The sequence below is a fragment of the Microbacterium sp. SL62 genome, assembly GCF_026672635.1.
Classification (GTDB): domain Bacteria; phylum Actinomycetota; class Actinomycetes; order Actinomycetales; family Microbacteriaceae; genus Microbacterium; species Microbacterium testaceum_A.
On sequence record NZ_JAPPRM010000001.1, the window covers coordinates 280468 to 305005 of the forward strand.

Genomic DNA, 24538 nt, shown 5'->3' on the forward strand with positions numbered 1-24538 from the left:
CCACGGCATCCGGTCTTCGCTGAATCGGGTCAGGCTCCCCGCAGGCGCTCCGCCAGGTAGCCGTGCAACGCGTCGAGGCCGATGCGCTCCTGGCCCATCGTGTCGCGGTCGCGCACGGTCACGGCGTTGTCGTCGAGGGAGTCGAAGTCGACCGTGACGCAGAACGGGGTGCCGATCTCGTCCTGGCGACGGTAACGGCGGCCGATGGCGCCGGCGTCGTCGAAGTCGATGTTCCAACCGGCCGCGCGCAGCGTGTCGGCGACCTCGCGGGCCAGCGGCGACAGGCGCTCGTTGCGCGAGAGCGGGAGCACGGCGACCTTGACGGGCGCGAGGCGGGGGTCGAGCTTGAGCACCGTGCGGGTGTCGGTGCCGCCCTTGGCGTTGGGCACCTCTTCTTCGCGGTACGCGTCGACGAGGAAGGCCATCATCGCGCGCGTCAGACCGAACGAGGGCTCGATGACGTAGGGCGTGTACTTCTCGCCCGAGGCCTGGTCGAAGAACGTGAGCGACTGGCCCGAGGCCTCGGAGTGGCTCTTGAGGTCGTAGTCGGTGCGGTTGGCGACGCCCATGAGCTCGCCCCACTCCTTGCCCGGGAAGCCGAAGCGGTACTCGACGTCGATCGTGCCGGCGGAGTAATGCGCGCGGTCGTCTTCGGGGACGTCGAAACGCTTCATGTTCTCGGGATCGATCCCGAGCTCGATGAACCAATTCCAGCACGCCTCGACCCAGTGCTCGAACCACTCGTTCGCTTCGGCCGGGGGCGTGAAGTACTCGATCTCCATCTGCTCGAACTCGCGCGTGCGGAAGATGAAGTTTCCGGGGGTGATCTCGTTGCGGAAGGCCTTGCCGACCTGGCCGACGCCGAACGGGGGCTTGCGGCGCGATGCCGTGAGCACGTTCGAGAAGTTCACGAAGATGCCCTGCGCCGTCTCGGGGCGCAGGAAGTACAGGCCCGACTCGTCGTCGACAACGCCGAGGTAGGTCTTGACCAGGCCCGAGAACGACTTGGGCTCGGTGTACTGGCCCTTGGTGCCGCAGTTCGGGCACGGGATGTCGGCGAGACCGTTCTCAGCCTTGCGGTTCTTGCGCGCCTCGAAGTCCTCGATGAGGGTGTCGGCGCGGAAGCGCTTGTGGCAGCTCAGGCACTCCACGAGCGGGTCGGTGAAGGTCGCGACGTGACCCGAGGCCTCCCACACGCGCTTGGGCAGGATGATGCTCGAGTCGAGCCCCACCATGTCGCCGCGACCGCGGACGAAGGTCTGCCACCACTGCCGACGGATGTTCTCTTTGAGCTCGGTGCCGAGGGGGCCGTAGTCCCATGCGGAGCGCGAACCGCCGTAGATCTCACCGGCCTGGAAGACGAACCCGCGGTGGCGGGCGAGGGCGATGACCTTGTCGAGGCGGGACTGTTCGGCCACGGTGGCTCCAATGGTCGGGAAAGCTGTGGGGTTCGAGCGCGAGTGCGCGGCACCCAGTTTATCGAAGAGGCCCGTGCCCGCCTGGTCGCCCTCCGGGCGTCACCGCGTGAGGCGCTCGCGACGCACGGTGAACTCCTCGAGCGCGGCTTCGTCGATCTCGACACCGAGCCCCGCGCCGGTCGGCACGCGCACGTGCCCGTCCTCGATCACGGCCGGCTCGGTCACGATGTCACGCGTGTAGAAGCGAGCGGATGCCGAGATGTCGCCCGGCAGCGTGAACCCGGGCAGGGCCGCGAGCGCCGCGTTGGCCGCGCGGCCGATGCCGGTCTCGAGCATGCCCCCGCACCACACGGGAACGCCCGCGGCGAGCGCACGGTCGTGGATCGCGACGGCCTCGAGGTAGCCGCCCACGCGCCCCGCCTTGATGTTGATGATCGCGGCGGACCCGAGGGCGAGGGCGTCGGCGGCGGCCTTGTCGCTCACGATCGACTCGTCGAGGCAGACGGGCGTCGACAGGCGCTTCGCCAACGTCGCGTGATCGACCAGGTCGTCCTCCTGCAGGGGTTGCTCGATGAGCAGAAGGTCGAAGCGGTCCAGTTCGGCGAGGGTGTCGGCATCCTGAAGCGTGTACGCGGAGTTGGCGTCGACCTGCAGCGGAACACCGCCGAAGGCCGCGCGGACGGCGGCCGTGTCGTCGATGTCGCGACCGGGCTTGATCTTGATCTTGATGCGCACGTACCCCTCGTCGAGGTAGCCGCCGACGGCCGCGACGAGAGCTTGCGGGTCGCTCTGGATGCCGACCGAGACGCCCGAGGGCACCCTGTCTTTCTCGGCGCCGAGGTACTCGCCGAAGCTGCGGCTCTCGGCCCGCAGGGCCGCGTCGATCACCGCGAGCTCGAGACCGGCCTTCGCCATGCGGTGACCGACGACGTGGTGCAGCGCTCCGGCGACCTCCTCGGGTGCCACGGTCCGACGCGCGAGCAGGGCCGGGGCGAGGAAGCGGGTCAGCACGTCCCACGCGCCCTGCGTGTACTCGCTGGAGTACGACGGTTCGGACTGGGTCACCACTTCACCCCAGCCGCGGCCGTCGGGCGTCTCGGCGGTCACGATGATGACCTCGCGCACCGTCTCGGTGCCGAACGAGGTGGTGAAGGGCGACACGAGCGGCATGTGCAGCACGCGCAGGTCGACGGCATCGAGGGTCACGGGCGCGGCGGGGCGGATCAGCGGCATGACGGCAGGCTAGCGGGGGCGGCGGCACAACGCAGGAGACGCGGACGCCGGCCCCCGGCATACGGCCCCGCAGCCGGGACGGCCGAGCAATTCTCCTGCGTTGTGTCGCGGCACCCCGGCACAACTCCTGCAGAACGGGCGCGGAGGGGGAGGACCGGCGCCCGAGCCGGGGGAATCGCAGGAGTTGTGCACGCCACCCTTGCCCGACCCGCCGCGCCTGCGTCAGTCGGTCGGTGGCTTCCGCGCCCGGCCGACCCGCGACCGTAACGCCCGCGCCCGGCCGTGGCAAGGCCGCCGATGCCGCTGCCGCCCGCGCGTAGCGTCGGCCGCATGAGCGCTGACTTCACCCCCCGCCACGCGATCGTCACCGGCTCCGACTCGGGCATCGGCGCGGCCACGGCCCTCGCCCTCGCCTCCGCCGGGATGGACGTCGCCGTCACCTACCACTCCGATAGGGACGGCGCCGAAGAGACCGCCGCAGCCGTGCGCGAGCGCGGTGTGAAGGCGACCGTCGCGCAGTTCGACGCGACCGACTTCGACGCGGTTCCGGATGCCGTGAACGCCATGGCCGACGAGCTCGGCGGCCTCGACGTGTTCGTCAACAACGCCGGAGGCGGTATCGGCGGCACCTTCCTCGACCTCGACTTCGACACCTGGCGCACCGACATCTCGCTCAACCTCGACGGGGCGTTCCTCGCCCTGCACACCGCCGCCCGCCGCATGGTGAAGGCGGGCAACGGCGGACGCCTGATCGTCGTGTCGAGCGTGCACGAGCACCAGCCGCGCGTCGGCTCGGCCCCCTACGTCGCCGCCAAGCACGGCGTCGGCGGACTCATCAAGACGATGGCCCTCGAGCTCGGCCCGTACGGCATCACCGCCAACGCGGTCGCGCCCGGCGAGATCGCCACCCCCATCAACGACATGTCGGCCGAAGACGCCGAGCGCACCCACCGCCCCGGCATCCCCCTGGGTCGCCCCGGAAAGCCCGACGAGGTCGCCGATGTCATTCGCTTCCTCGCCTCGCGCGAGAGCGCCTACGTCACCGGAGCCAGCTGGGTCGTCGACGGCGGAATGCTGCACATGGGCCCGCAGGCAGGCTCGCACATGGAGTCGGACGCCTGGCGCTCGGCCGGCGAGAAGGAGTGATCACCGTGAGCGACGAGAAGAGCTTCGAAGAGAACCGTCACGACCAGCTGACGAGCGCGCCGAAGGCGACGGAGGAAGACGCAGCTCCGCGCTTCGACGTCAGCGAGCACGACGGGATCACGCGGATCGACGTCCGCGACGACGCGGCCGTGCGGCCGGGTCCGGGCCAGGGCGACCCGGCAGCCGAGAAGGACACCCCGATCACCGAGCGGTGACGCCCCCGCGTCCCCGCCCGGGGACGCGGCTCCGTCTCAGCCGACGATGAGGTACCCGCGGCGATCGAAGCCACCGATCCGTCGACCGGATGCCAGGTGCCCCCGCAGCTCGTCACGCACGCGCCGACGCCACTCGGCGGCTGCCGCCGGGTCGCTCGAGCGCAGGGCCTCGATGTCGTCGGGCACGGGCACGACGGCCGAGATCCCGGCATCCGTCGGGGTGGGCGCGGGAGGTTCGGCGAGAGCCCACGACACCATCAGGCGGTCGGACTCGTCGCCGCGGTTCACCGCGTCGGCCATCTCGCCGTACTGGTTCACGAGGTAGTCGGTGACGCGCGCGCCCAGCACCGCGAGGTTGAAGTGGGCGTTGCGACCGACGAGCGGGTCGAACGTCCAGGTGATGCGGCCGACGCCGCGCTCGAGCGCCCACTCGCGCTGGTGGTTCTTCAGCTGTCGGCCCAGTCCGCGCCCCTGATATCCGGGGACGATGCCGGTGATGTGCGAGTGCATCGACCTCTCGGCGGGTGGGCCGAAGAACGCCGCCGAGGCGCCGATCATCCGGTCGCCGTCGTAGAGGCCGACGACGTAGTTTCCGGCGTGCTCGAGAGCCCGCAGGATGTTCGCCGGCATGGTCCCGTCCTCACCCCAGACCCGGTCGAGCACACCCGCGGCCTCGTGGATGGCTTCGACGGTGTCGAGGGTCCGGATGTCGATCTCGCTCATGCTCTCGAGTCTCGCACCGCGGCGCGGGCACGTCAGCGCGGCAGCACCCCGCCGACGTGACGGATGGTCCGCCCGCGCTCGATGACGATCGCGATCCCGCCCACGAGCCACAGCGGTACCTGCGTCAGGAAGGCGAGACGGAATGCGTCGAGCGAGTACGTCTCGGGGCTTCCTGCACCCTGCACGTCCATCGCGATGCCGATGAACAGGATGGCCAGAAGGGCCGCGAGGAATCCGCCGCCGTTGACGATGCCTGTCGCCGTGCTGAGGCGGTGACTGGGAGTGAACGTACGCGCGTGATCGAACGCGATCATCGACGCCGGGCCCCCGGTCGACAGCGCGAACATCAGCACCACGAGCAGCCACACGGGCGCGGGCCCGGGCCAGACGATCACGACGATCCACATCACGGCCTGGAACACCACAGTCGGCAGCACGAGCCAGCGCGAACGGCGGGTGGGATGCCGACTCGACAGCGCCCCGATCACGGGACCGCTGAGGATGCTGAAGAGCACGAGCGAGGTCATCACGAGAGACGCGGTGGCGGGGGCGAGGCCCTCGCCCGCGGTGAGGAAGGGGAAGCCCCACAGCAGCATGAACGCCGTGCCCGCGAAGGGAGTGGCGAAGTGCGACCAGAAGCCGAGACGCGTGCCGGGGTGCGCCCACGACTCGCGGAAACCCTGCCGCAGGTCGGGCGATGACCGCACCACGCGGATCGCGCCGGTCTGCGTGTCGACCGAGGTGTCGACCGGGTCGGACCGGCGTTCGGGCGGGCGGTTGCGGATGATGAGGAACGTCAGGACCGCGAACAGCAGGCCGAGACCCGCGACGCTGCCGAAGGCGACGCTCCAGCTCGTGGCGTGCAGGAGGGCGGCGAGCGGGACCACGGCGACGATCTGGCCCAGCTGACCGATGATCCCGGTCAGCTGCACGAGCACCGGCGCCCGCTGCGCGGGGAACCACGTCGCGATCACGCGCAGCACGCTCGGGAAGATCGCGGCATCGCCCGCACCGATGAGGACACGGGCCAGGATGCCGATCCCCACGGCATCCGCGGAGGCCATGACGAGCTGGCCCGCGGCCATCAGCACCATGCCGATCGCGATCATCGGTCGCGCGCCGTACTTGTCGAGCAGGAGCCCGACCGGGATCTGCATCGCGCCGTAGACGAAGAGCTGGATGACGGCGAACATCGACAGGGCCGAGGCGTCGGCTCCGAAGCGCACAGCGGCATCCACCCCCACCGCCGAGAGCGAGGTGCGGTTGATGATCGACACGACGTACGCGAGAACGCCGACGATCCACAGCGTCCAGGTACGCCACCCCGGCCGGTCGAGGCGGAGGGTGCTGGTCACGTCTTCCAGGCTAGCCCCGGCCACCGACATCGGCGGCGGGGTGGCGGTGTGCGCGCGGGGCACGCGCAGTGGGGTGCCTTCCGTGCAGTGGGGCGTCCGCCGACCGCCCCGGTGCACGAGACGCGCCCCGGTGCCGGCGAGCAGCGGGTGGCGCGTCGCCGGGTTCGACGCGGCCCGCCGCGACGCCGGGGCACGGGACGGGGCCCCGGGGTGGCAGAAGTGGCCCCGGGGCCACGAACGACGCCCCGAAACGCACCCCGCGCGTGGTCGGCGCGTCACCGGCGCACGGGCGAGCGTCAGGACAGGACGGCCGACATCTCGCGGCGCACCCGTTCGAGATAGGCCCGCAAGGGCGTGCCCGTAACGTCCGCCGCCCACTGCTCGAGGGCCGTCTGCAGCAGTTCCACCGCGACCCCCGCGAGCACCCGGGCTTGCAGGGACTCGATGCCGCGCGCGCGATACCCCTCGACCAACACCGCCCGCAGGTCGGCCTGCTTCTGCAGGTCGCGCTCACGCAGGGCGGGCTCGGCCTCGATGAGGCGTCGCGCGGCCACGATCTCGTCGCGGCGGGGCTCGAAGCGGTCGGTGGCGAGGGACTGGAACCCCGCCCACGCGATCTCGAAGGGCGAGCTGTCCGCCGGGGCGGCGGCGAGCATCTCGGCGGCCAGCCTCGGGATCTCGTCGTCGCCGAAGAACACCTCGCGCTTGTCGCCGAAATGGCGGAAGAAGGTGCGCCGCGTCACCCCGGCCCGCTCGACGATGTCGGGCACCGTCGTCGCGTCGAACCCGCGCTCCGCGAAGAGCTGCATCGCGGCTTCGCGCAAGCGCTCTCTGGTATCGGGTGCCCATCTGGCCATGCGGAGATCCTATGTGACGACACCACGTGTCATCACGTTATAGTGAAGACACTCCGTGTCATCACGCGAAAGGTCCCCCATGTCCTCGCACGCCGCCGCCCTGCTCTCCGCGCCTCGAGCCGCCCTCACCCGCGGCACGGTCGATACCCCGGCACCCGCCGCCGACGAGGTGCTCGTGCGCGTTCGCGCGGTGGCGGTCAACCCGGTCGACTGGGTGATCCAGGGCACCAGCCGCATCACCTACCGATGGCTGCGCACCCCCGCCGTGCTCGGCTCCGACGTCGCGGGCGAAGTCGTCGCGATCGGGTCCGGCGTCACGCGCTTCCGCGTGGGTCAGCGCGTCTTCGGGCTCGCGACCGGTACCGACCGCGGCCGGGATCCGCTGCGCGAAGGCGCGTTCCAGGAGTACACGACCCTGCTCGAGCGCCTCAGCGCCCCCACACCGGACAGCCTCTCCGACGAGGAGGCCGCCGTCTTCCCGCTGGGCCTGTCCACGGCGGCGTGCGCACTGTTCCAACCCCAGCACCTCGGACTCCGGATGCCGGGTGACCCGGCGCCCGACACTACCCGAGGCGTCGTCGTGATCTGGGGCGGATCGACGAGCGTGGGCATGAACGCCATCCAACTGGCCCGCGCCGCCGGCTACGACGTCGTGACCACGGCATCCGCCCGCAACGCGGCGACCGTGCGCGACCTCGGAGCGGACGCCGTCGTCGACCACCGCTCGCCCTCCGCCGTGGCCGAGCTCGTCGCGGCCGTCGGCGGACGCCCCGTGGTCGGGGCGGTTGCGCTCGGGGCCGGTTCGACCGACGCGTGCATCGACGTCCTCGCCCGCACCGGCGGGAACCGGCTGGCCATGGCGAGCACGCCGATCGCGCTCGACTCACTGGTCGGTCGGCGCCGTCTGTTCCCCGCGATGCTGCCGGTCTTCACGCGCATCGGGCTCGGCACGCTACGTTCGACGCTGCGCGCCCGCCGCCGCGACATCCGCGCGAACTTCGTCTGGGGTAGCAGCCTCCGCGACGACGAGATGGGCCCGCGCCTCTGGGGCGAGGTCGTCCCGCGCCTGCTCGCCGAGGGTGCGCTCCGCCCCGCGCCCGCCCCGCTCGTCGTCGGCGACGGCCTCGACACCGTGCAGGGCGCCCTCGACCGCCAGCGCGCGGGCGTCTCGGCGCAGAAGATCGTCGTGCGCCTGTGATCCGGGCCGGGGTCGGGCCCCGGCGGGGCGGCGTAAATGGCCCCGGGGCGTCACAAGTGGCCCCGGGGCCACGAACCACGCCCCGAAGCGACACCGCGCGTGGTCGGCGACGCCACCCGCGCGCGGAATAATGGTCCGATGGTCTCCGCGAGCCCCCACCTGCAGCCCGATCACGCCTGTCTCATCGTGCACGGCAGTGACACCCCCGGCATCATCGCCGCGGTCTCGGCGCTGATCGCGCGCCAGGGCGGCAACATCGTCGCCTTCGACCAGTACTCCGACGATCCCCGTGGCGGGGCGTACTTCCAGCGCGTGGTCTTCCACCGCCCCGACCTCTCGGCCGCGTTCCCCGAGATCGAGGCCGACCTCGCGAAGACCCTCGGCGACGGCTTCGAGCTCGAGTGGACGCTCACCGACCTCTCGACGCCCAAGCGCATGGCGATCCTCGCCTCGAAGCAGGACCACTGCCTGCTCGACCTGCTGTGGCGTCACCGTCGCGGCGACCTCCCCGTCAGCATCCCCATGGTCGTGTCGAACCACACGACGGCCGCCGAGGACGTGCGGTCGTTCGGGGTGCCCTTCTTCCACGTCCCGTCGACGCCGGGGCCCGACAAGTCGGCATCCGAGGCCCGCATCCTCGAACTGCTGGTCGGCAACGTCGACTTCATCGTGCTCGCGCGCTACATGCAGATCCTCTCGCCGGAGTTCCTCGAGAAGATCGGCGTACCGGTGATCAACATCCACCACTCGTTCCTGCCGGCCTTCATCGGCGCCGAGCCCTACAAGAAGGCCAAGCAGCGCGGCGTCAAGCTCATCGGCGCGACCTCGCACTATGTCACGAGCGACCTCGACGAGGGTCCGATCATCGAGCAGGACACGGTCCGCGTGACCCACGCCGACTCCTCGGCCGAGCTCGCCCGCCGCGGCGCCGACGTCGAGCGCCAGGTGCTGTCGCGTGCCGTGCTGTGGCACGCCGAAGACCGCGTGATCCGCCACGGAAACCACACGATCGTCTTCTGAATCCCGGATGCCGGGACCCCGGCCGCCGCGCGCCGCTCGACGCCCGCCCGCAGGCGTGAAGGGTCGTTTCCTGTCGCCTCCGGTGATGCCGAGCGACAGAAGACGACCCCTCACGCGCGCGTGGTCACTCCGGGTCGGTCGCCCGACTGAGCGGGCCCGAACCGCCGCGCGGCGGCTGCTTGCGCTGATCCGAGAGCTCGCCGCCCTGGCGGCCCCCGTAGGGGCGTCCGTGGTCGGCGAACTCCGCGCGGAAGTACGCCAGACGCCAGTCGCCCAGCTCGATGCGCGCGCCGGTGCGCAGGATGCGTCCGCCGCGGTCGCGCCCGGGGCCCTGCTCGCGTGCCCCGCCGCCCCCGACCTCGTCGAAGCCGTAGAGGACGTACTCATCGTCGCCCTCGTGGCGGATCTCGGCGTGAATCGGCGCGAGACCGGGAAGACGCAAGTCGACCCCCTCGCCCGAACCGATGACCGTCTTGGTCGGCAACAGGTCGAACTCCCGCGGACGCGAGCCGTCCCACGACGAATCGCCCACCGCGAAGATCAGACGCGGCCGGCCGGAACCGGGCGTGTAGTGGGTCGTCGTGATGCGCCGTCGCACCGTGCGATTGGCCGTCGGCACGAGGGGTAGTGGCGTCTCGGGCGGAATCGGGAAGGTAAGCGCCTGCCCCTTGTTCCGCCGCGTCAGCAACGGCGCGACGGCCGAGACGGACCCGAGGCGGATGTGCTTCGACCCCGTGATCGCGCGCTGCAGCACGCTGCTCTTCACGTCGCCGAGGTGCAGGATCGGGCCCTCGGGTCCCTCGAGCTTCACCGAGATGCCTCGGGATGCCAGGGCGTCGGCGACCGTGGACAGTTCGGCGAGCGTCCGCCGGCCGTTACCGGGCAGCCGCGAGGGGTCGCTCACGACGATGCGCACCTCGGTGCCCGCGGCCGTGACCGTGCCCTCGAACGGCGGGGTGTCGGCATCCTGGTCCTGCTCGTGTTCCGAGAAGGCGAGGTCGATGTCGAGGCGCACCATGATGGCGCCTCCCCTCAGTTGCCGCGGTACGGGTCGGACCCGGCCGCGGTGTCGTCGCTCGTGGTGACGCGGAGGGTGCCGTTGAGCTTCCAGGTCGCGCGGGGCGCGTCGGGGCCGATGTCGCGCGGCACCTCGACGGTCATGTCGACGAACGAGTAGTTGACCGCGGCGCCGCGGCCGGTCAGGTACGACCACATCTCGCGGCCGAGGTCGGTCCAGTCGGTGATGGAGTGACCCTCGGGTCCGCTCGAGGCGGCGAACGGGTCGTTGGTGGGAGTGGTGTCCGACATGGCTTCGGTCCCTTCTTTCGTTTCGAGGCCACCAGCGTCCCAGCGGGTCGGGGCTCGAAAGGAGGGATTGCGTTCGGGCGTCGGGTGCGGGACCATTCCCGCCCCGATCTCAGTACACGTACTCCATCAGCTCGACGCCCAGCACGCGGAAGGCGTCGTGCGCGCGCAGGCGGTGGGCGATCGAGAGGTCGTCGAAGTTCACGATCAGCGCGTACGAGATCCCCGCGCGGGGTCCGCCGAGCACGCCCGCCTCGGCGCGGACGCCCGGGGCACGCCCCGTCTTGTTGATGAACAGCAGCCCGTGCTGGTCGTTCTCGTGCGCGAAAGGATCGAGGCCGGTGGCGGATGCCACGAGTGAGAGGTCGTGGTTCAGGCTCAGCCATTCGGCGACCTGGGCACTCACCCCGGGCGAGACGACGGTGGAGTTCACGAGCCCCGCGAAGACCTGGGCCATCTCGCGGGCCGTCGACAGGGCGAGATGCGGGGCGTCGTCGGGACCGCGGTCGTCACGGAAGCGGTCGAGCAGAGCCGTGCGACGCAGCCCGAGCTGCTCGACCCGCGCGCGCACCGACTGCAGACCCACCCGGTGCAGCAGGGCGTTGACGGCGAGGGCGTCGCCGGACGACGCGGCGAGCATGGCCACGTCGGTCAGGGGCAGCGCCGGGGCTTTCAGGTGCTGCCAGACGCCGCCGTGTGCGGCGCCGTGCACCGATGCGCGATCGATGATCTCGAGCGGGTCGAGGCGCCCCGATTCGAACGCGGCCGCCGCTTCGATGAGCAGGGGGACGACGCCGAGACCTCCGACCGGCAGCGTGACGAAGTCGTCGCCGGCGAGCACCTCGGTGGAGCCCCCGTCGAGGTCGTCGATGCGCACCGACACCTTCGCGCCCGACGCGGCGAGTTCGTCGAGAGAGCGCAGGGTCGCCGTGAACGATCGGCGACCCGCCGCCGCGCGGCGGGGCAGTCGCTTGGGCCCCTTGCGTCCGGCCCCGCGGAGGGCCGGGGCGTCGCGTCGAGACGACTCCACCGGCCCGCCGACGGGATCGGGCAGGGCGGGCTCGGGAACCGGGGGCATGCCCACGAGCGTGGCTCCTTCCGCGTCAGGAGAGCAACAAACAGGGCCTCACCAGATGGTGACGCGCTGGTCTGCGTCGAGCCAGAGGGCGTCGCCCTCGGTCACCTCGAACGCTTCGTAGAACGCGTCGATGTTACGCACGATCTGGTTGCAACGGAACTCGTTCGGCGAGTGAGGGTCGATCGTGAGCAGGCGGATGGTCTCGGCGTCGCGGCCCTTCTGCTGCCAGATCTGCGCCCAGCTGAGCAGGAGCCGCTGGATGCCGGTGTACCCGTCGACGACCGGGCCGTCGAGGTCGGTCTCGCCCTGGCTCTCGAGGAACAGGCGGTATGCGGCGATCGCGATGCCCAGCCCGCCGAGGTCGCCGATGTTCTCGCCGATCGTGAGCGCGCCGTTGACGTGGTGCTCCTCGCTCAGCCCCTGCGGGACGAGGGCCTCGTACTGGGAGATCAGGGCCTTGGTGCGCTCCTCGAACGCCGAGCGGTCGGCATCCGTCCACCAGTCGCGAAGCGACCCGTCGGCGTCGAAGCGGCTGCCCTGGTCGTCGAAGCCGTGGCCGATCTCGTGACCGATGACCGCTCCGATGCCGCCGTAGTTGGCGGCCGCGTCGCGATCGGCGTCGAAGAAGGGGTACTGCAGGATCGCCGCGGGGAACACGATCTCGTTCATGAGCGGGTTGTAGTACGCGTTGACCGTCTGCGGGGTCATGTACCACTCGTCGCGGTCGATCGGCTGGCCGACCTTGGCGAGCTGGCGGTCGTGCTCCCAGACGTGCGCCCGACGGACGTTGCCGACGAGGTCGTCCGCGGTGATCTCGAGCTCGGAGTAGTCCTTCCAGCGGACCGGGTAGCCGATCTTCGGCACGAAGGTGTCGAGCTTGGCGAGCGCGCGCTCGCGGGTCTCATCGGTCATCCACGACAGGCCCTGGATCGAGCGCCGGTACGCCTCGATGAGGTTCGCGACGAGACCGTCCATGGCGTCCTTCGCCGCGGGCTGGAAGTGGCGCTCGACGTACACCTTGCCGATCGCTTCGCCCAGGGCCGCCTCGACGAGGCTGACGCCGCGCTTCCAGCGCTCGCGGTTCACCGGCACGCCGGTGAGCTGGGTGCCGTAGAAGGCGAAGTTCTCGGCGACGAACGCCTCGGAGAGGAACGCCGCGGCGGCGTGCACGATCTTGAAGCGCAGCCACGCCTTCCAGTCGTCGAGGCGCTCCTCGACGAGCAGGGCGCCGAGCGACTCGACGAAGCTCGGCTGGTAGACGACGACCTCGGCGAGCGCCTCCTCGTGTCCGGGGGCGACCCCTGCGCGCCACGGCTCGAGGTCGACGCCTGCGAGGGCGACGGTGTCGTCCCACGACTTCAGGTTGTAGGTCTTGACCGAGTCGCGGCTGTCTTCGCGCGTCCAGTGGTGCGCGGCGATGTCGGTCTCGAGGGCGAAGGTGCGATCGGCGGATGCCGCGGCCTCGGCGACCCCGGCGAGCTCGAGGATGCGCTCGATGTGCGCACGGTAGGCCGCGCGGGTGTCGGCGAAGTTGTCGAGGCGGTAGTAGCTCTCGTCGGGCAGCGAGATGCCGCCCTGGTAGACGACGGGCACGTAACGGGTCGGGTCGCCCGGGTCGGGCTCGACGAAGAGGGTCAGCAGGCCGCTGATCCCGTCGCGCTCGAGTTCGCCGATGAGCCGGAGGAGCGAGGGGATGTCGGAGACGCCGTCGACGCGCTCGAGCTGCGGGGCGAGCGGCTCGCTCCCGGCGGCCTCGATGCGGTCGGTGTCCATGAAGCTCGCGAACAGGTCGCCGATCTTGCGGGCTTCGCTGCCCGGCTCGGCGTCCTGCGACTCCTGGACGATGGTGCGCACGTCCGCCTCGGCCTGCTCGGCGATGAGGTGGAACGAGCCCCAACGGGCCTTGTCGTCGGGGATCTCGGTGCGCTCGAGCCAGCTGCCGTTCACGTGGCGGAACAGGTCGTCCTGCGGGCGGATCTCGTCGCTGAGCTCGTCGAGCGCGAGACCGGAGCGGGGGATGTCGGTCATGGAGACAGGATAAGTGCCACACATCCACGGCGGCTCGGAACGGCCCTCCGCGCCGCGGGTGCGCCGCCGCGGCGGGGTCGGGACCCCGCTCTAGGCTCGGACCGTGACCACCCATCCGCCCGAGACGCTGAATCGCTCGATCCTGCGGCTCGCGCTGCCGGCCCTGGGCGCGCTCATCGCGGAACCGCTGTTCCTCATCGTCGACGCGGCGATGGTGGGCCACCTCGGTGTCGCTCCCCTCGCCGGACTGGGCATCGCGGGCGCCGTCTTGCAGACGATCGTGGGGCTCATGGTGTTCCTCGCCTACTCGACCACTCCCGCGGTGGCCCGACGCTACGGCGCCGGCGAGTACGGCCGTGCCGTGCGCGTCGGGATCGACGGCATGTGGCTGGCCCTGTGCCTGGGCGCGCTGCTGGCCGCGGCCGGTTCGCTCGTCACGCCCGCGGTCGTCGATCTGTTCGGCGCCGCCCCCGATGTCGCCGAGAACGCGCGCACCTATCTCGCGATCTCGATGTGGGGTCTGCCGGCCATGCTCGTGGTCTTCGCCGCCACCGGGCTCTTGCGCGGCATGCAGAACACGGTCACCCCGCTCTGGATCGCCGGCCTGGGCTTCGGCGCGAACGCCCTCCTCAACGCGCTCTTCATCTACGGCTTCGGGTGGGGGATCGCCGGGTCCGCGATCGGCACGGTCGTCGCGCAGTGGGGGATGGTCGGCGCCTACGTGCTCGTGGCACGCCGACTGGCACGGGTGCACACGGCATCCCTCGGCTTCCAACGGGAGAGCCTCGGCGGCACGGTGCGCTCCGGCGGCTGGCTGTTCGTGCGCACGGTCAGCCTGCGCGCCGCGTTCCTGGCCACGGTCGCCGTCGCCACGGGTCTCGGCTCGGCGGAGCTCGCCGGCTGGCAGATCGCGTTCACGATCTTCTCGACCGCCGCGTTCGCGCTCGACGCCCTCGCGATCGCAGCTCAAGCACTGATCGGCCGTTCTCTGGGTGCCGCCGACACCGTGACGGTGGGGCGGGTGCTCACCCGCACGAGCGCGTGGGGCATCTGGTTCGGTGTGGCGGTGGGGGCGGTGCTGGCGGCCGCCTCGGGCGTCATCGGCCTGATCTTCACGGGCGATGCCGAGATCGCCGCGCTCATTCAGCCCGCGTTGCTCGTGCTCGCGCTCGCCCAACCGCTGGCGGGGTTCGTTTTCGTGCTCGACGGCGTTCTGATCGGGGCCGGCGACGCGCGCTACCTCGCTCTCGCCGGGCTGCTGAACCTCGTGCCGTACGTTCCGGCGTTGATCCTCGTGGCGCTGTTCGCGGGCGGCGGCGCCGTCGGCCTGGCGTGGCTGTCGGCGGCGTTCTTCGGGGTCTACATGGTGGCGCGGGCGCTCACCCTCGGGCTGCGGGTGCGCGGCCGGTCGTGGATGAGCGCGGGCGACGCCGCCTGAGGCAGCCTCGCGGGTGGGCGCGCACCGCGCGGACACCCGCCCGACGCGGACTGTCGCGGGTCACGCCCAGCGGCGGCACCACTCGTACATGATCACGGCGGCGGCGGACGCTGCGTTGATCGAACGGGTCGATCCGTACTGCGTGATCTCGACGACCGCCGTGGCCGCCTCGATCGCCTCGGGGGACAGGCCCGGTCCCTCCTGGCCGAAGAGCAGGACGCAGGCCTCGGGAAGATCGGCGCGATCGACGGGCATCGACCCCTCGACGTTGTCCACCGCGATCACCGGCAGCCCCGCCTCGCGCGCCCAGGCGGCGAAGGCGGCGACGTCTTCGTGGTGGCGCACGTGCTGGTACCGGTCGGTGACCATGGCGCCGCGACGGTTCCAGCGGCGCTTGCCGACGATGTGCACCTCGGCCGCGAGGAAGGCGTTGGCACTGCGCACGATGGACCCGATGTTGAGGTCGTGCTGCCAGTTCTCGATCGCGACGTGGAACGGATGCCGCTTCGCGTCGAGGTCGGCCACGATCGCGTCCATGCTCCAGTAGCGGTACTCGTCGACCACGTTGCGGGTGTCGCCGTTCTCGAGCAGGTCGCGGTCGTAGCGCGGATCGTCGGGCCAGGCGTCCGCGCCCCCGGGCCACGGGCCCACGCCGTGCGTGGGGGTCGCTTCCTGCGGCGACGCCGGGCCGTCGGCATCCGTCGATCGGGACTCGGCGGCGTCGCCCTGCGACGGCGGGGGGTTCTCGGCATCCGTCACCGTTTCAGGCTACTCGCGGTGCGGTGGCGACCTCGTCTCGACGGCACTGGACGGTCGGGGCGTGCGCCGCACTCTCAGTGATCACGCACACTTTTCGGCTGCCCGAAAAATTGCTACGGTTTCGGGATGCCGAAAACAGCGGATGCCGTGCCCCGCCGCCGCGCGCCGCAGCGCGCTCTCTGGCTGCTCGGACCCGCGATGGTCGCCGGCGTCGCGTACCTCGACCCGGGGAACGTCGCGAGCAACATGACCGCGGGGGCGACGTTCGGCTATCTGCTCGTGTGGGTCGTGGTGCTCGGCAACGTCATGGCGTGGCTGATCCAGTACCTCTCGGCGAAGCTCGGCATCGTCACGGGAGAGAGCCTCCCCCAGGTGCTCGGCCGTCGGATCCGCCGCCCGTGGACGCGACGCGCCTACTGGCTGCAGGCGGAGCTCGTCGCGATGGCCACCGACGTGGCCGAGGTCATCGGCGGTGCCGTCGCGCTGCATCTGCTGTTCGGCATCCCCCTCGTGTGGGGCGGGGCGATCACGGGGGTCATCTCGATGGGCCTGCTGCTCGTGCAGACGCGGCGCGGGGCGCGGGCCTTCGAGACGGTGCTGATCGGCCTGCTACTCGTGATCGCCGTCGGCTTCACGTTCGGCCTGTTCCTCGCGCCGCCCGAGCCCACCGGAGTGATCGCCGGTCTCGTGCCGAGATTCGAGGGCAGCACCTCGGTGCTGTTGGCGGCCTCGATCCTCGGGGCGACGATCATGCCGCACGCGATCTACGCGCACTCCGCTCTCGCCCGCGACCGTTTCGCGCCCACCGGCGACCCCGCCGATCCCTCGGGCGGCATCGCCGCGGCGCACGCCCACGCACCGGAGTCGGCGACCGCCCAGAGCCGCGCCGACACCCTCGCGCACGCCCGGGGCATCTCGACCCCCCGTCTGCTGCGCGCGACGCGCTGGGACGTCACGATCGCCCTCGCCGTCGCCGGCACCGTGAACCTGGCGATCCTGCTGCTCGCCGCGGCCAACCTCGCCGGCGTCGACGGCACCGACAGCCTGGAGGGCGCCTACGCGGCCCTGCGCGACGGACTGGGCCCGCTCGTCGCCACCCTGTTCGCGGTGGGGCTGCTCGCGAGCGGTCTCGCCTCGACGTCCGTGGGCGCCTACGCGGGCGCCGAGATCATGCAGGGGCTGCTGCACGCGCGCATCCCCCTGCTCGCCCGGCGCCTCGTGACCCTCGTGCCGGCGCTCGTCATCCTCGGCCTCGGCGTCGACCCCACCCTCGCGCTCGTCCTCAGCCAGGTCGTCCTGTCGTTCGGCATCCCCTTCGCGCTCGTCCCGCTCGTGGCCCTCACCCGTCGACCCGACGTGCTCGGCGAGTACTGCAACCGCGGGCTGACCACGGCGGCCGGGGTGCTGGCATCCGTCTTCCTCATCGCCCTCAACGCCCTGCTCCTGTGGCTGGTGTTCACCGGCGGATAGGCTGACGGAGTGGAATCGCCCGTGGCCGACGACTATCTCAAGGCGATCTACCACCACACCGAGTGGCAGGACAATCCGATCACGCCCTCGCAGCTCGCCGCGGTGCTGAGCCTCGCGCCGTCGAGCGTGACCGAGATGGTCAAGAAGCTCGCCGCGCAGGGGCTCGTCACACACCGGCCGTACGGACCGGTGTCGCTGACGACCGCGGGCGGGCGACGTGCGGCGGGCGTCATCCGTCGCCACCGTCTCATCGAGACCTGGCTCGTGCGCGAATTCGGCTACTCGTGGGACGAGGTGCACGACGAAGCCGAAGTCCTCGAGCACTCCCTCAGCGACCGTCTGCTCGAGGGCATCGACGAGCGGCTCGGCCGCCCGCGTTTCGATCCCCACGGAGATGCCATCCCGGATGCCGACGGCTCGGTGCACCGCGAACCCTTCGTGCTCCTCGCCGAGGCGCCGGCCGGGCACTCGGGTCGGGTCCTGCGCGTGAGCGACCGCGATCCGGAGCTGCTGCGGGCCCTCGTGGAGAACGGCATCGACGTGGGGCATGAACTCGAGGTGCTCAGCGACGACGTCGTGCGCGCCGACGGCGTCGAGGTGTCGTTGCCCGCGGGGGCGGGGAGCTCGGTCTGGCTGACGCGCTGACACGCGTCACCGGGGCGAGCTGAGCCCTCTCACCGAGATCGAGTGAAGCCCCGGATTCAGGATGCCGCGCGTCGGGCCCGATCGAACGGCCACCGCACGTGCGTCGCCGTCTCGCACGCGCGCCACAGGTCGGCGCCGAGCTCTCCGCCGCGCGTCCGACGAGCGGGGGTCGCCACTCGCGGTGCGCCCCGCGCGACCAGCGCCGGTCCGTACATCGAGCCGCCCTCGGCGAGAGGGTCGACGAGCGCGCGGACGAGCGCCCAGGCCCCCTGCTCTTTGGACTGCGTGATCGGGGCCTGCAGGTTGTCGAGGAAGCGGGTGAGACGACTCGGCTCGTTGACCCCGCGCACTCCGCGGGTCCGGCCGCTCGTGGAGTACCCGGGGTGCGCGACGAGGCTCTCGACCGGGACGCCGTGAGCCATCAGGCGCTTCTGCGCCTCGAGCGCCAGAGCGGTCGTCGCCGCCTTCGACTGCACGTACGCGCGCCAGGGCGAATAACCCTCACGCAGTTCGGGGTCGGTGGGGACGTGGCGCCACAGCGAGGTCGACATGCTGCCGACCCACACCATGCGACCGCGCGCAGCGGCCAGGGGCTTGAGCAGCTCGCCGGCGAGCGCGAAGTGCCCGAGCACGTTGGTCGCGAACACCAACTCGTGGCCGCCGGCGGTCTCGCGCTCCTTGGGCGGGTGGACGATGCCCGCGTTCAGCAGCAGACCGTCGAGGCGCCCGCGCGCGCGGGCCGTGGCAGCGGCGGCACGCACCGAGCCCATGTTGCTGGTGTCGAGCAGCAGCGTCTCGATGCTGGCATCCGGAGTCGATCGCTTGATCGCGGCCTTGGCCGCGGACATCTTGTTGGGATTGCGCCCCGTCAGCAGCACATGGGCTCCGGCGCCGGCGAGCTGCTCGCAGGCGAAGAAGCCGAGCCCGCGCGTGGCGCCCGTGACCAGATAGGACCGCCCGGAGAGGTTCGGGAGGTTCTCGGGGTCCCATTCGGTTCGCGTCACCCTTCGACCCTAACGAGATCGAGCCCGTCCGTCACGGGTGCATTCCGCAGACGGAATACCGCCCGACGAAAAGTTTTTCGCGACCTCGCGTGACGAATCCCGCTCGGGGTGCGTCTCCTCTGTGAGCAACCCGCTCCGTCGCGACGAGATACTCCCGCCGCCGACGCCGACACGACAAGAAGGAGTCAGATCATGGGTCTCGACGACAAGATCAAGAACGCCGCTCAGGACATCGTGGGCAAGGCGAAGGAAGCGATCGGCAACGCGACCGACAACGACAAGCTCGCCGCCGAAGGCAAGGCCGACCAGGTCAAGGCCGACGCCAAGAAGGCCGGCGAGAACGTGAAGGACACCTTCAAGTAAGTCGGCTTCCGCGGACGGGCGGGCCACGACTCCGGTCGGGCCCGCCCGCGCTCATTCACGGGGAAATCACCCCCTGGGAGCGTGTCGGTGGCCGGGTCTAGGCTGGGCCCCATGCGGACCCGAGGCGACATCGAGTGCTGGCTGACCGATATGGACGGCGTTCTCGTCCATGAGAACACGCCCATCGCCGGAGCATCAGAGTTGCTCGCGCAGTGGCGCTCCGAGGGCACGCCGTTCCTCGTACTGACGAACAACTCGATCTACACCCCGCGCGATCTCAGCGCCCGTCTGCGGGCGTCGGGGCTCGTCGTCCCCGAGTCGTCGATCTGGACGTCGGCGCTCGCCACGGCCGACTTCCTGAAGTCGCAGATGCCCGGCGGCTCCGCCTTCGTCATCGGCGAGGCGGGGCTCACCACCGCCCTGCACGAGGCGGGCTTCATCATGACCGAGACCACCCCCGACTACGTCGTCGTGGGCGAGACCCGCAACTACTCGTTCGAAGCGATCACGAAGGCGATCCGCTTCATCCGCGGGGGCGCGCGGTTCATCGCGACGAATCCGGATGCCACGGGCCCCTCGACCGAGGGAGTGCTGCCCGCCACCGGAGCCATCGCGGCCCTGATCACCAAGGCCACGGGCAAGGAGCCCTACATCGTCGGCAAGCCCAACCCGATGATGTTCCGCTCCGCCCTCAACCGCATCGGCGCCCACAGCGAGAACACCGGCATGATCGGCGACCGCATGGACACCGACATCGTCGCCGGCATCGAGGCGGGCCTGCACACGGTGCTCGTGATGACCGGCATCAGCGACCAGCGCGAGATCGAGCGCTACCCGTTCCGCCCCGACGAGATCCTGGGCTCGGTCGCCGAACTCGTGCGCGCCGAACCCGTCGAGACCGATCTCGCCGACGGCGAAGCGGGCCTCGAAGCGGGACTCTGAGCCCGAGGAGACCACATCATGGACGACCGCACTCTCTGGCTGATCGTCGCCTTCGTCATCACGGCGGGAACACTCGTCGCCTTCATCGTGCAGTGGCGCCGTTCGCGTCGCGGCGGCAGCGGTCGTCGCGACCCGTTCGATGGGCCGGGAGACGACGCGCCCTGAGCACGGCTGTCGCGCCGTTCGGGGCGGCGAGGGGTCGGCATCCACCCCCTGATCGTCACGAGAACAGGGGGTGTCACCGCGACAGGAAGATTCGCGCGGAATCGGCCTGTTCCCAGCGCACCAGCCTGTTTTGGTGACGCGGCGGGCCTACTGCGGGGCGAGGCCCAGGTCGTCGAGGTCGATCGACCCCAGCCACTGCAGGCCCTCGGCCTCGATCGCGGCCTGAGCGCCGGTCTTGCGGTCGACGACGACCGCGACGGCGACGACCTCGGCGCCCTCGCGGCGCAGGGCCTCGACGGCCTTGAGCGCCGACTGGCCCGTGGTCGAGGTGTCTTCGACGACGACGACGCGCTTGCCCTTCACATCGGCGCCCTCGATCTGGCGGCCGCGGCCGTGGTCCTTGGGCTCCTTGCGCACGACGAACGCGTCGAGCGGGCGACCGGCGTGCACCGACTCGTGCATGACGGAGTTGGCGATGGGGTCGGCGCCGAGCGTGAGTCCCCCGACGGCGACGACGCCGTCGAGGTCTTTCACCAGGTCGAGCACCAACCGGCCGATCGCGGGAGCGGCGCGGTGGTCGAGGGTGAGCTTGCGCATGTCGACGTAGTACGTCGCCTTCTTGCCGCTCGAGAGGGTGAAGTCGCCGTGGAACACCGCCTCGTCCTTGATGAGGCCGATGAGGGCCTGACGGTCGGCTTCGAGCTCGGGCGTGGAGGCGGTGGTCACGGCCCCGAGTTTAGTGCTCCATACGGATAACGCCGGGGTCACCCTGGCCGCCGATGTCGGCGGCCGAAAGTAGGCTGGATGCCATGCGCCTGGCCACCTGGAACGTCAACTCCATCCGTGCCCGCGTCGCCCGCACCGTCGAGTTCTGCGTGCGCGAGCACATCGACGTGCTGGCGATGCAGGAGATCAAGTGCAAGACGGAGCAGTTCCCCTACGCGGCGTTCGAAGAGGCCGGCTACCACGTCGCCGCGCACGGCCTGAACCAGTGGAACGGCGTCGCCATCGCGAGCCGCGAGCCCCTCGAAGACGTCGAGATCGGCTTCCCCGGCATGCCCGGGTTCGAGAAGGGCAAAGAGGGCCCCGACCTGCCGCAAGAGGCGCGCGCGATCGGCGCGACCGTCAACGGCGTGCGCGTGTGGAGCCTCTACGTGCCCAACGGGCGCGGGCTCGACGACCCGCACTACGTCTACAAGCTCGACTGGCTCGACAAGCTGCGCCAGTACACGGCCGACACCCTCGAGAAGAGCCCCGATCTGCCGCTCGCGCTGACCGGCGACTTCAACATCGCCCCGACCGACGACGACAACGGCGACCCCACGGTCGTCGAGGGCGCGACCACCCACGTCTCCCCGCCCGAGCGCGAGGCGTTCCGCGCCTTCGAGGCCGCCGGCCTCACCGACGTCGTGCGTCCGCTGATCCCCACCGGCTACACCTACTGGGACTACAAGCAGCTGCGCTTCCCCCGCAACGAGGGCCTGCGCATCGACTTCATCCTCGGCTCGCGGGCGTTCGCCGACGCGGTGCACGGCGCCGAGATCCACCGCAACGAGCGCAAGGGCGAAGTCCCCAGCGACCACGTGCCCGTGGTCGCCGACCTCGACCTCTCGGGCGCCGACGACGAGGACGACCTGCCGATGATCTTCGGCTGAGCGCCGCCGCAGCGGCATCCGGAAACTCTTTTCCGCACCCTGTCGATTCCTTCGGTGCCCGTTCGACGCGATAGTAGGGGAACGGTTCCCCGGAGCACCGACGAGAGAAGACGACGATGAAGTACATGCTGATCATGCGCGGCACCGACGAGGCGTACGCGGAGTACAAGAAGATCCCGTTCGAGCAGGTCATCAACGAGATGGGCGCGTACAACGAGTCCATGGTCAACGCGGGGGTGCTCGTCGCCGGCGACGGCCTCGCCGAAGACATGAGCAAGAACTTCGTCGTCGAGTTCGGCGGTGAGGAGCCGGTCGTCACCGACGGCCCCTACGGCGAGACCCATGAGCTGTTCAACGGCTTCTGGATCATCGAGGTCTCCAGCAAGGACGAGGCCGTCGAATGGGCGCGACGCGCGCCTCTCATCGCGGGCAACACGCTCGAGGTGCGCCGCGTGACCGACGAGACCGACTTCGCGGCCTTCGCCGACAACGAGTACATCCAGAAGGAAGAGGGCTGGCGCGAGGAGCAGGCCGCGCGCTGACCCGACGTGACCGACGACCTCTCGCGACGCGTCGCGGCGATCTGGCGCATCGAAGGCGCCCGCATCGTCGCGACGCTCGCGCGCGTGGTCGGTGATCTGCCCACCGCCGAAGACCTTGCGCACGACGCTCTGCTCGAGGCCCTGGCGCAGTGGCCCCGCGAGGGCGTGCCGCACAACCCGGGGCCTGGCTCACCGCTGTCGCGAAGCGCCGCGCGATCGACGGGTGGCGTCGCGAGCGGGTGCGCGGCGAGAAGTACGAGCTCATCGGCGCCGATCTCGACGAGGTGGCGGATGCCGTGTGGCAGCCCATCGACGACGACGTGCTGCGCCTGGTGTTCACGGCGTGCCACCCGGTGCTCGCCCGCGACGCGCAGGTCGCGCTGACCCTCAAGGTCGTCGGCGGTCTCGACACCGAGGCGATCGCACGCCTCTTCCTCGTACCGGTCCCCACCATGCAGCAGCGGATCGTGCGCGCCAAGAAAGCGTTGAGCGCGGCCGGGGTGCCGTTCGAGGTGCCCGAGCCGTCTGAGTGGCCCGCTCGACGGACCGCCGTGCTGGCGGTGATCTACCTGATCTTCACCGAGGGCTACGCCGCGAGCACCGGTGACGCGGTGCTGCGCACCGAGCTCGCGCACGAGGCCGTGCGGCTGGGGCGCGTGCTCGGTCGTCTGCTCCCCCGCGAGCCGGAAGTGCTCGGGCTGTCGGCGCTCATGGAGCTGCAGGCGTCGCGCTTCGCCGCCCGCGTCGATGCGAACGGCGATGCCGTGCTGTTGGCCGACCAGGACCGTCGGCGCTGGGACCGGTCGGCGATCGCGCGCGGCCGGATGCTTCTCGAACGCGCCGAAACCCTCGGCCGAAACGCCGGGCCGTACCAGCTGCAGGCCTCGATCGCCCTGTGTCACGCCGAGGCCCCGAGTGTCGACACCACGGATTGGCCGCGCATCGTGCAGCTTTACGACGCGCTCGGTCGGCTCGGAGCCAATCCGGTCGTGGCGCTCAATCGCGCGGTCGCGGTGGCCATGGCATCCGGTGCCCTCGAAGGCCTCGCGGCCGTCGACGCGCTCTCGGCGACCGGGACGATGAAGGGGTCGCACCTCATCCCGTCGGTGCGGGGTGAGCTGCTGTCGCGCCTGGGGCGATCGGCCGAGGCGCGCGCGGAGCTGCTCGCCGCCGCCGGGCTCACGCGCAACGAGCGCGAGGCGGCGCTGCTCCGACGCAAGGCCGAGGCGCTGGCTCGCGATTTCGACGGAGAGTCGGAGGGGTAGGGCCGGTCCTTCGACGCGGACAGGACCCCGGCACGCGCGACGACGGGGCCGAGGGCGAACCCCCGACCCCGTCGCGAAGGGTGCCTCAGACGGCGGGGACCTCGGCGGGAGCGGTGCGCTTCGCGAGGGTCACGAGCGCCTCGATGATCGAGCGCAGGAACGCGGCCGTGCCCTCGTCGGTGACGGTGCCGTCCTCTTCGAACAGGCCGGGGGTCGACTGAATGTAGCCCTCGGGCTGACCGAGGACGAGGGCGTTGTAGTGCAGGAGCACGGCGCGCAGGTGCTGCTGGCCGGCGGCGGTGGCGATGCCGCCCTGCGAGGTGCCGATGACCGCGGTGGGCTTGTCGTTGAACGACGCCTCGCCGTAGGGGCGGGCCGACCAGTCGAGGGCGTTCTTGAGCACGCCGGGGATCGAACGGCTGTACTCGGGGGTCACGACGAACATGGCGTCGGTGTCTTCGATGGCCTTCTTGAACTGCGTCGCGACCTCGGGGAAGTTCCCGTCGTAGTCGGGCGAGTAGAAGGGCAGGTCCTTGATCGGGATCTCCTTCAGCGTCACTCCCTCGGGAGCGACCTTCTCGAGTGCCTTCGCCAGACGGCGGTTGATCGAGGTGCTGGAGATGCTGCCGACGATGTAGCCGATCGTGTAGTCGGTCACGATGATCCTCTTTCTGGACGACGGGGGCGCCGGGCGCCCGAACTCATTCACGTGCA

25 protein-coding genes and 1 pseudogene are annotated in these 24538 nt (G+C 70.8%); 13 read left to right on the forward strand and 13 right to left on the reverse strand.

What is annotated here, in order from left to right; genetic code table 11:
- Positions 1-29: 29 nt before the first annotated feature.
- Positions 30-1418 (reverse strand): glycine--tRNA ligase, encoded by a 1389-nt coding sequence (locus tag OVA26_RS01205; RefSeq protein WP_268102603.1) that lies wholly within the window; start codon positions 1416-1418, stop codon positions 30-32.
- A gap of 99 nt (positions 1419-1517) precedes the next feature.
- A complete protein-coding gene (gene menC / locus OVA26_RS01210) occupies positions 1518-2651 on the reverse strand; it encodes an o-succinylbenzoate synthase (RefSeq protein ID WP_268102604.1) in 1134 nt (377 codons plus the stop codon).
- 330 nt (positions 2652-2981) lie between these two features.
- On the opposite strand from menC, the gene OVA26_RS01215 reads away from it, so the two are divergent.
- Together OVA26_RS01215 and OVA26_RS01220 are read left to right on the forward strand one after the other, a co-directional pair.
- The gene (locus OVA26_RS01215) at positions 2982-3797 is read left to right on the forward strand and encodes an SDR family oxidoreductase (protein ID WP_268102605.1); all 816 of its coding nucleotides are present in this window, start codon (positions 2982-2984) and stop codon (positions 3795-3797) included.
- 5 nt (positions 3798-3802) lie between these two features.
- Complete coding sequence (locus OVA26_RS01220; RefSeq protein ID WP_268102606.1) at positions 3803-4012, forward strand: multidrug transporter; 210 nt, start codon at positions 3803-3805, stop codon at positions 4010-4012.
- Positions 4013-4048: 36 nt separating this feature from the next.
- Here OVA26_RS01220 and OVA26_RS01225 read toward each other — a convergent pair whose 3' ends face one another.
- From OVA26_RS01225 to OVA26_RS01235, 3 genes are all read right to left on the reverse strand, one after another.
- Entirely contained in the window at positions 4049-4735 is a 687-nt protein-coding gene (locus tag OVA26_RS01225) for a GNAT family N-acetyltransferase (RefSeq protein ID WP_268102607.1), read from the reverse strand.
- Positions 4736-4767: 32 nt separating this feature from the next.
- Positions 4768-6090 carry an MFS transporter gene (locus OVA26_RS01230; protein WP_074694653.1) on the reverse strand — a complete coding sequence of 441 codons (1323 nt, stop codon included), beginning with the start codon at positions 6088-6090 and terminating at the stop codon, positions 4768-4770.
- Between the two features lie 296 nt (positions 6091-6386).
- Entirely contained in the window at positions 6387-6947 is a 561-nt protein-coding gene (locus OVA26_RS01235) for a TetR/AcrR family transcriptional regulator (protein WP_268102608.1), read from the reverse strand.
- Between the two features lie 79 nt (positions 6948-7026).
- Here OVA26_RS01235 and OVA26_RS01240 point away from each other — a divergent pair, with 79 nt between their 5' ends.
- A complete protein-coding gene (locus OVA26_RS01240; protein WP_268102609.1) occupies positions 7027-8145 on the forward strand; it encodes a zinc-binding alcohol dehydrogenase family protein in 1119 nt (372 codons plus the stop codon).
- Between the two features lie 138 nt (positions 8146-8283).
- A complete protein-coding gene (gene purU / locus OVA26_RS01245; RefSeq protein ID WP_074694650.1) occupies positions 8284-9165 on the forward strand; it encodes a formyltetrahydrofolate deformylase in 882 nt (293 codons plus the stop codon).
- Between the two features lie 124 nt (positions 9166-9289).
- Here the strand turns inward: purU and OVA26_RS01250 are convergent, their stop codons facing one another.
- From OVA26_RS01250 to OVA26_RS01265, 4 genes are all read right to left on the reverse strand, one after another.
- A complete protein-coding gene (locus tag OVA26_RS01250) occupies positions 9290-10183 on the reverse strand; it encodes an FHA domain-containing protein (RefSeq protein ID WP_268102610.1) in 894 nt (297 codons plus the stop codon).
- A gap of 14 nt (positions 10184-10197) precedes the next feature.
- The gene (locus tag OVA26_RS01255; protein WP_056224661.1) at positions 10198-10473 is read right to left on the reverse strand and encodes a hypothetical protein; all 276 of its coding nucleotides are present in this window, start codon (positions 10471-10473) and stop codon (positions 10198-10200) included.
- A gap of 109 nt (positions 10474-10582) precedes the next feature.
- The gene (locus OVA26_RS01260; RefSeq protein ID WP_074694815.1) at positions 10583-11548 is read right to left on the reverse strand and encodes a serine hydrolase; all 966 of its coding nucleotides are present in this window, start codon (positions 11546-11548) and stop codon (positions 10583-10585) included.
- A gap of 48 nt (positions 11549-11596) precedes the next feature.
- Positions 11597-13576, reverse strand: a complete 1980-nt coding sequence (locus tag OVA26_RS01265; protein WP_268102611.1) for a M13 family metallopeptidase — start codon at positions 13574-13576, stop codon at positions 11597-11599.
- Positions 13577-13679: 103 nt separating this feature from the next.
- Here OVA26_RS01265 and OVA26_RS01270 point away from each other — a divergent pair, with 103 nt between their 5' ends.
- The gene (locus OVA26_RS01270) at positions 13680-15014 is read left to right on the forward strand and encodes an MATE family efflux transporter (RefSeq protein WP_268102612.1); all 1335 of its coding nucleotides are present in this window, start codon (positions 13680-13682) and stop codon (positions 15012-15014) included.
- Between the two features lie 60 nt (positions 15015-15074).
- On the opposite strand, the gene OVA26_RS01275 is transcribed toward OVA26_RS01270, so the two are convergent.
- A complete protein-coding gene (locus OVA26_RS01275) occupies positions 15075-15665 on the reverse strand; it encodes a TrmH family RNA methyltransferase (protein ID WP_268104845.1) in 591 nt (196 codons plus the stop codon).
- Between the two features lie 234 nt (positions 15666-15899).
- Between OVA26_RS01275 and OVA26_RS01280 the strand changes: the two genes are divergently transcribed.
- Both OVA26_RS01280 and OVA26_RS01285 read left to right on the forward strand, forming a co-directional pair.
- On the forward strand, positions 15900-17243 hold the full coding sequence (locus OVA26_RS01280; protein WP_268102613.1) for an Nramp family divalent metal transporter: 1344 nt from the start codon (positions 15900-15902) through the stop codon (positions 17241-17243).
- Positions 17244-17252: 9 nt separating this feature from the next.
- Positions 17253-17888 carry a metal-dependent transcriptional regulator gene (locus OVA26_RS01285; protein ID WP_056224675.1) on the forward strand — a complete coding sequence of 212 codons (636 nt, stop codon included), beginning with the start codon at positions 17253-17255 and terminating at the stop codon, positions 17886-17888.
- A 56-nt stretch (positions 17889-17944) separates the two neighbouring features.
- On the opposite strand, the gene OVA26_RS01290 is transcribed toward OVA26_RS01285, so the two are convergent.
- The gene (locus OVA26_RS01290) at positions 17945-18892 is read right to left on the reverse strand and encodes an SDR family NAD(P)-dependent oxidoreductase (RefSeq protein ID WP_056224676.1); all 948 of its coding nucleotides are present in this window, start codon (positions 18890-18892) and stop codon (positions 17945-17947) included.
- A 192-nt stretch (positions 18893-19084) separates the two neighbouring features.
- On the opposite strand from OVA26_RS01290, the gene OVA26_RS01295 reads away from it, so the two are divergent.
- The 3 genes from OVA26_RS01295 (at position 19085) to OVA26_RS01305 (ending at position 20362) form a co-directional block, all read left to right on the forward strand.
- A complete protein-coding gene (locus OVA26_RS01295) occupies positions 19085-19255 on the forward strand; it encodes a CsbD family protein (RefSeq protein WP_055832729.1) in 171 nt (56 codons plus the stop codon).
- Between the two features lie 111 nt (positions 19256-19366).
- On the forward strand, positions 19367-20197 hold the full coding sequence (locus tag OVA26_RS01300; RefSeq protein WP_268102614.1) for an HAD-IIA family hydrolase: 831 nt from the start codon (positions 19367-19369) through the stop codon (positions 20195-20197).
- 18 nt (positions 20198-20215) lie between these two features.
- On the forward strand, positions 20216-20362 hold the full coding sequence (locus OVA26_RS01305) for a hypothetical protein (RefSeq protein ID WP_176786312.1): 147 nt from the start codon (positions 20216-20218) through the stop codon (positions 20360-20362).
- Positions 20363-20509: 147 nt separating this feature from the next.
- Here the strand turns inward: OVA26_RS01305 and pyrE are convergent, their stop codons facing one another.
- Complete coding sequence (gene pyrE / locus OVA26_RS01310; RefSeq protein ID WP_268102615.1) at positions 20510-21088, reverse strand: orotate phosphoribosyltransferase; 579 nt, start codon at positions 21086-21088, stop codon at positions 20510-20512.
- Positions 21089-21171: 83 nt separating this feature from the next.
- On the opposite strand from pyrE, the gene OVA26_RS01315 reads away from it, so the two are divergent.
- The 3 genes and pseudogenes from OVA26_RS01315 to OVA26_RS01325 all read left to right on the forward strand — a co-directional run bounded on the left by OVA26_RS01315 (position 21172) and on the right by OVA26_RS01325 (position 23824).
- Positions 21172-22017 (forward strand): exodeoxyribonuclease III, encoded by an 846-nt coding sequence (locus tag OVA26_RS01315; RefSeq protein ID WP_268102616.1) that lies wholly within the window; start codon positions 21172-21174, stop codon positions 22015-22017.
- A gap of 116 nt (positions 22018-22133) precedes the next feature.
- The gene (locus tag OVA26_RS01320; RefSeq protein WP_056224684.1) at positions 22134-22559 is read left to right on the forward strand and encodes a YciI family protein; all 426 of its coding nucleotides are present in this window, start codon (positions 22134-22136) and stop codon (positions 22557-22559) included.
- Between the two features lie 6 nt (positions 22560-22565).
- Positions 22566-23824: pseudogene (locus tag OVA26_RS01325) on the forward strand (RNA polymerase sigma factor).
- Between the two features lie 85 nt (positions 23825-23909).
- On the opposite strand, the gene OVA26_RS01330 reads toward OVA26_RS01325, so the two are convergent.
- On the reverse strand, positions 23910-24482 hold the full coding sequence (locus OVA26_RS01330; protein ID WP_268102617.1) for an NADPH-dependent FMN reductase: 573 nt from the start codon (positions 24480-24482) through the stop codon (positions 23910-23912).
- Between the last annotated feature and the right edge of the window lie 56 nt (positions 24483-24538).

What these genes read in the sequence shown, in the direction of transcription:
- menC (WP_268102604.1), bottom strand. Translation starts at nt 2,651, where the DNA reads ATGCCGCTGATCCGCCCCGCCGCGCCCGTGACCCTCGATGCCGTCGAC.
- OVA26_RS01215 (WP_268102605.1), top strand. Translation starts at nt 2,982, where the DNA reads ATGAGCGCTGACTTCACCCCCCGCCACGCGATCGTCACCGGCTCCGAC.
- OVA26_RS01225 (WP_268102607.1), bottom strand. Translation starts at nt 4,735, where the DNA reads ATGAGCGAGATCGACATCCGGACCCTCGACACCGTCGAAGCCATCCAC.
- OVA26_RS01235 (WP_268102608.1), bottom strand. Translation starts at nt 6,947, where the DNA reads ATGGCCAGATGGGCACCCGATACCAGAGAGCGCTTGCGCGAAGCCGCG.
- OVA26_RS01240 (WP_268102609.1), top strand. Translation starts at nt 7,027, where the DNA reads ATGTCCTCGCACGCCGCCGCCCTGCTCTCCGCGCCTCGAGCCGCCCTC.
- purU (WP_074694650.1), top strand. Translation starts at nt 8,284, where the DNA reads ATGGTCTCCGCGAGCCCCCACCTGCAGCCCGATCACGCCTGTCTCATC.
- OVA26_RS01250 (WP_268102610.1), bottom strand. Translation starts at nt 10,183, where the DNA reads ATGGTGCGCCTCGACATCGACCTCGCCTTCTCGGAACACGAGCAGGAC.
- OVA26_RS01255 (WP_056224661.1), bottom strand. Translation starts at nt 10,473, where the DNA reads ATGTCGGACACCACTCCCACCAACGACCCGTTCGCCGCCTCGAGCGGA.
- OVA26_RS01260 (WP_074694815.1), bottom strand. Translation starts at nt 11,548, where the DNA reads ATGCCCCCGGTTCCCGAGCCCGCCCTGCCCGATCCCGTCGGCGGGCCG.
- OVA26_RS01265 (WP_268102611.1), bottom strand. Translation starts at nt 13,576, where the DNA reads ATGACCGACATCCCCCGCTCCGGTCTCGCGCTCGACGAGCTCAGCGAC.
- OVA26_RS01280 (WP_268102613.1), top strand. Translation starts at nt 15,900, where the DNA reads ATGCCGAAAACAGCGGATGCCGTGCCCCGCCGCCGCGCGCCGCAGCGC.
- OVA26_RS01295 (WP_055832729.1), top strand. Translation starts at nt 19,085, where the DNA reads ATGGGTCTCGACGACAAGATCAAGAACGCCGCTCAGGACATCGTGGGC.
- OVA26_RS01300 (WP_268102614.1), top strand. Translation starts at nt 19,367, where the DNA reads ATGCGGACCCGAGGCGACATCGAGTGCTGGCTGACCGATATGGACGGC.
- OVA26_RS01305 (WP_176786312.1), top strand. Translation starts at nt 20,216, where the DNA reads ATGGACGACCGCACTCTCTGGCTGATCGTCGCCTTCGTCATCACGGCG.
- OVA26_RS01315 (WP_268102616.1), top strand. Translation starts at nt 21,172, where the DNA reads ATGCGCCTGGCCACCTGGAACGTCAACTCCATCCGTGCCCGCGTCGCC.
- OVA26_RS01320 (WP_056224684.1), top strand. Translation starts at nt 22,134, where the DNA reads ATGAAGTACATGCTGATCATGCGCGGCACCGACGAGGCGTACGCGGAG.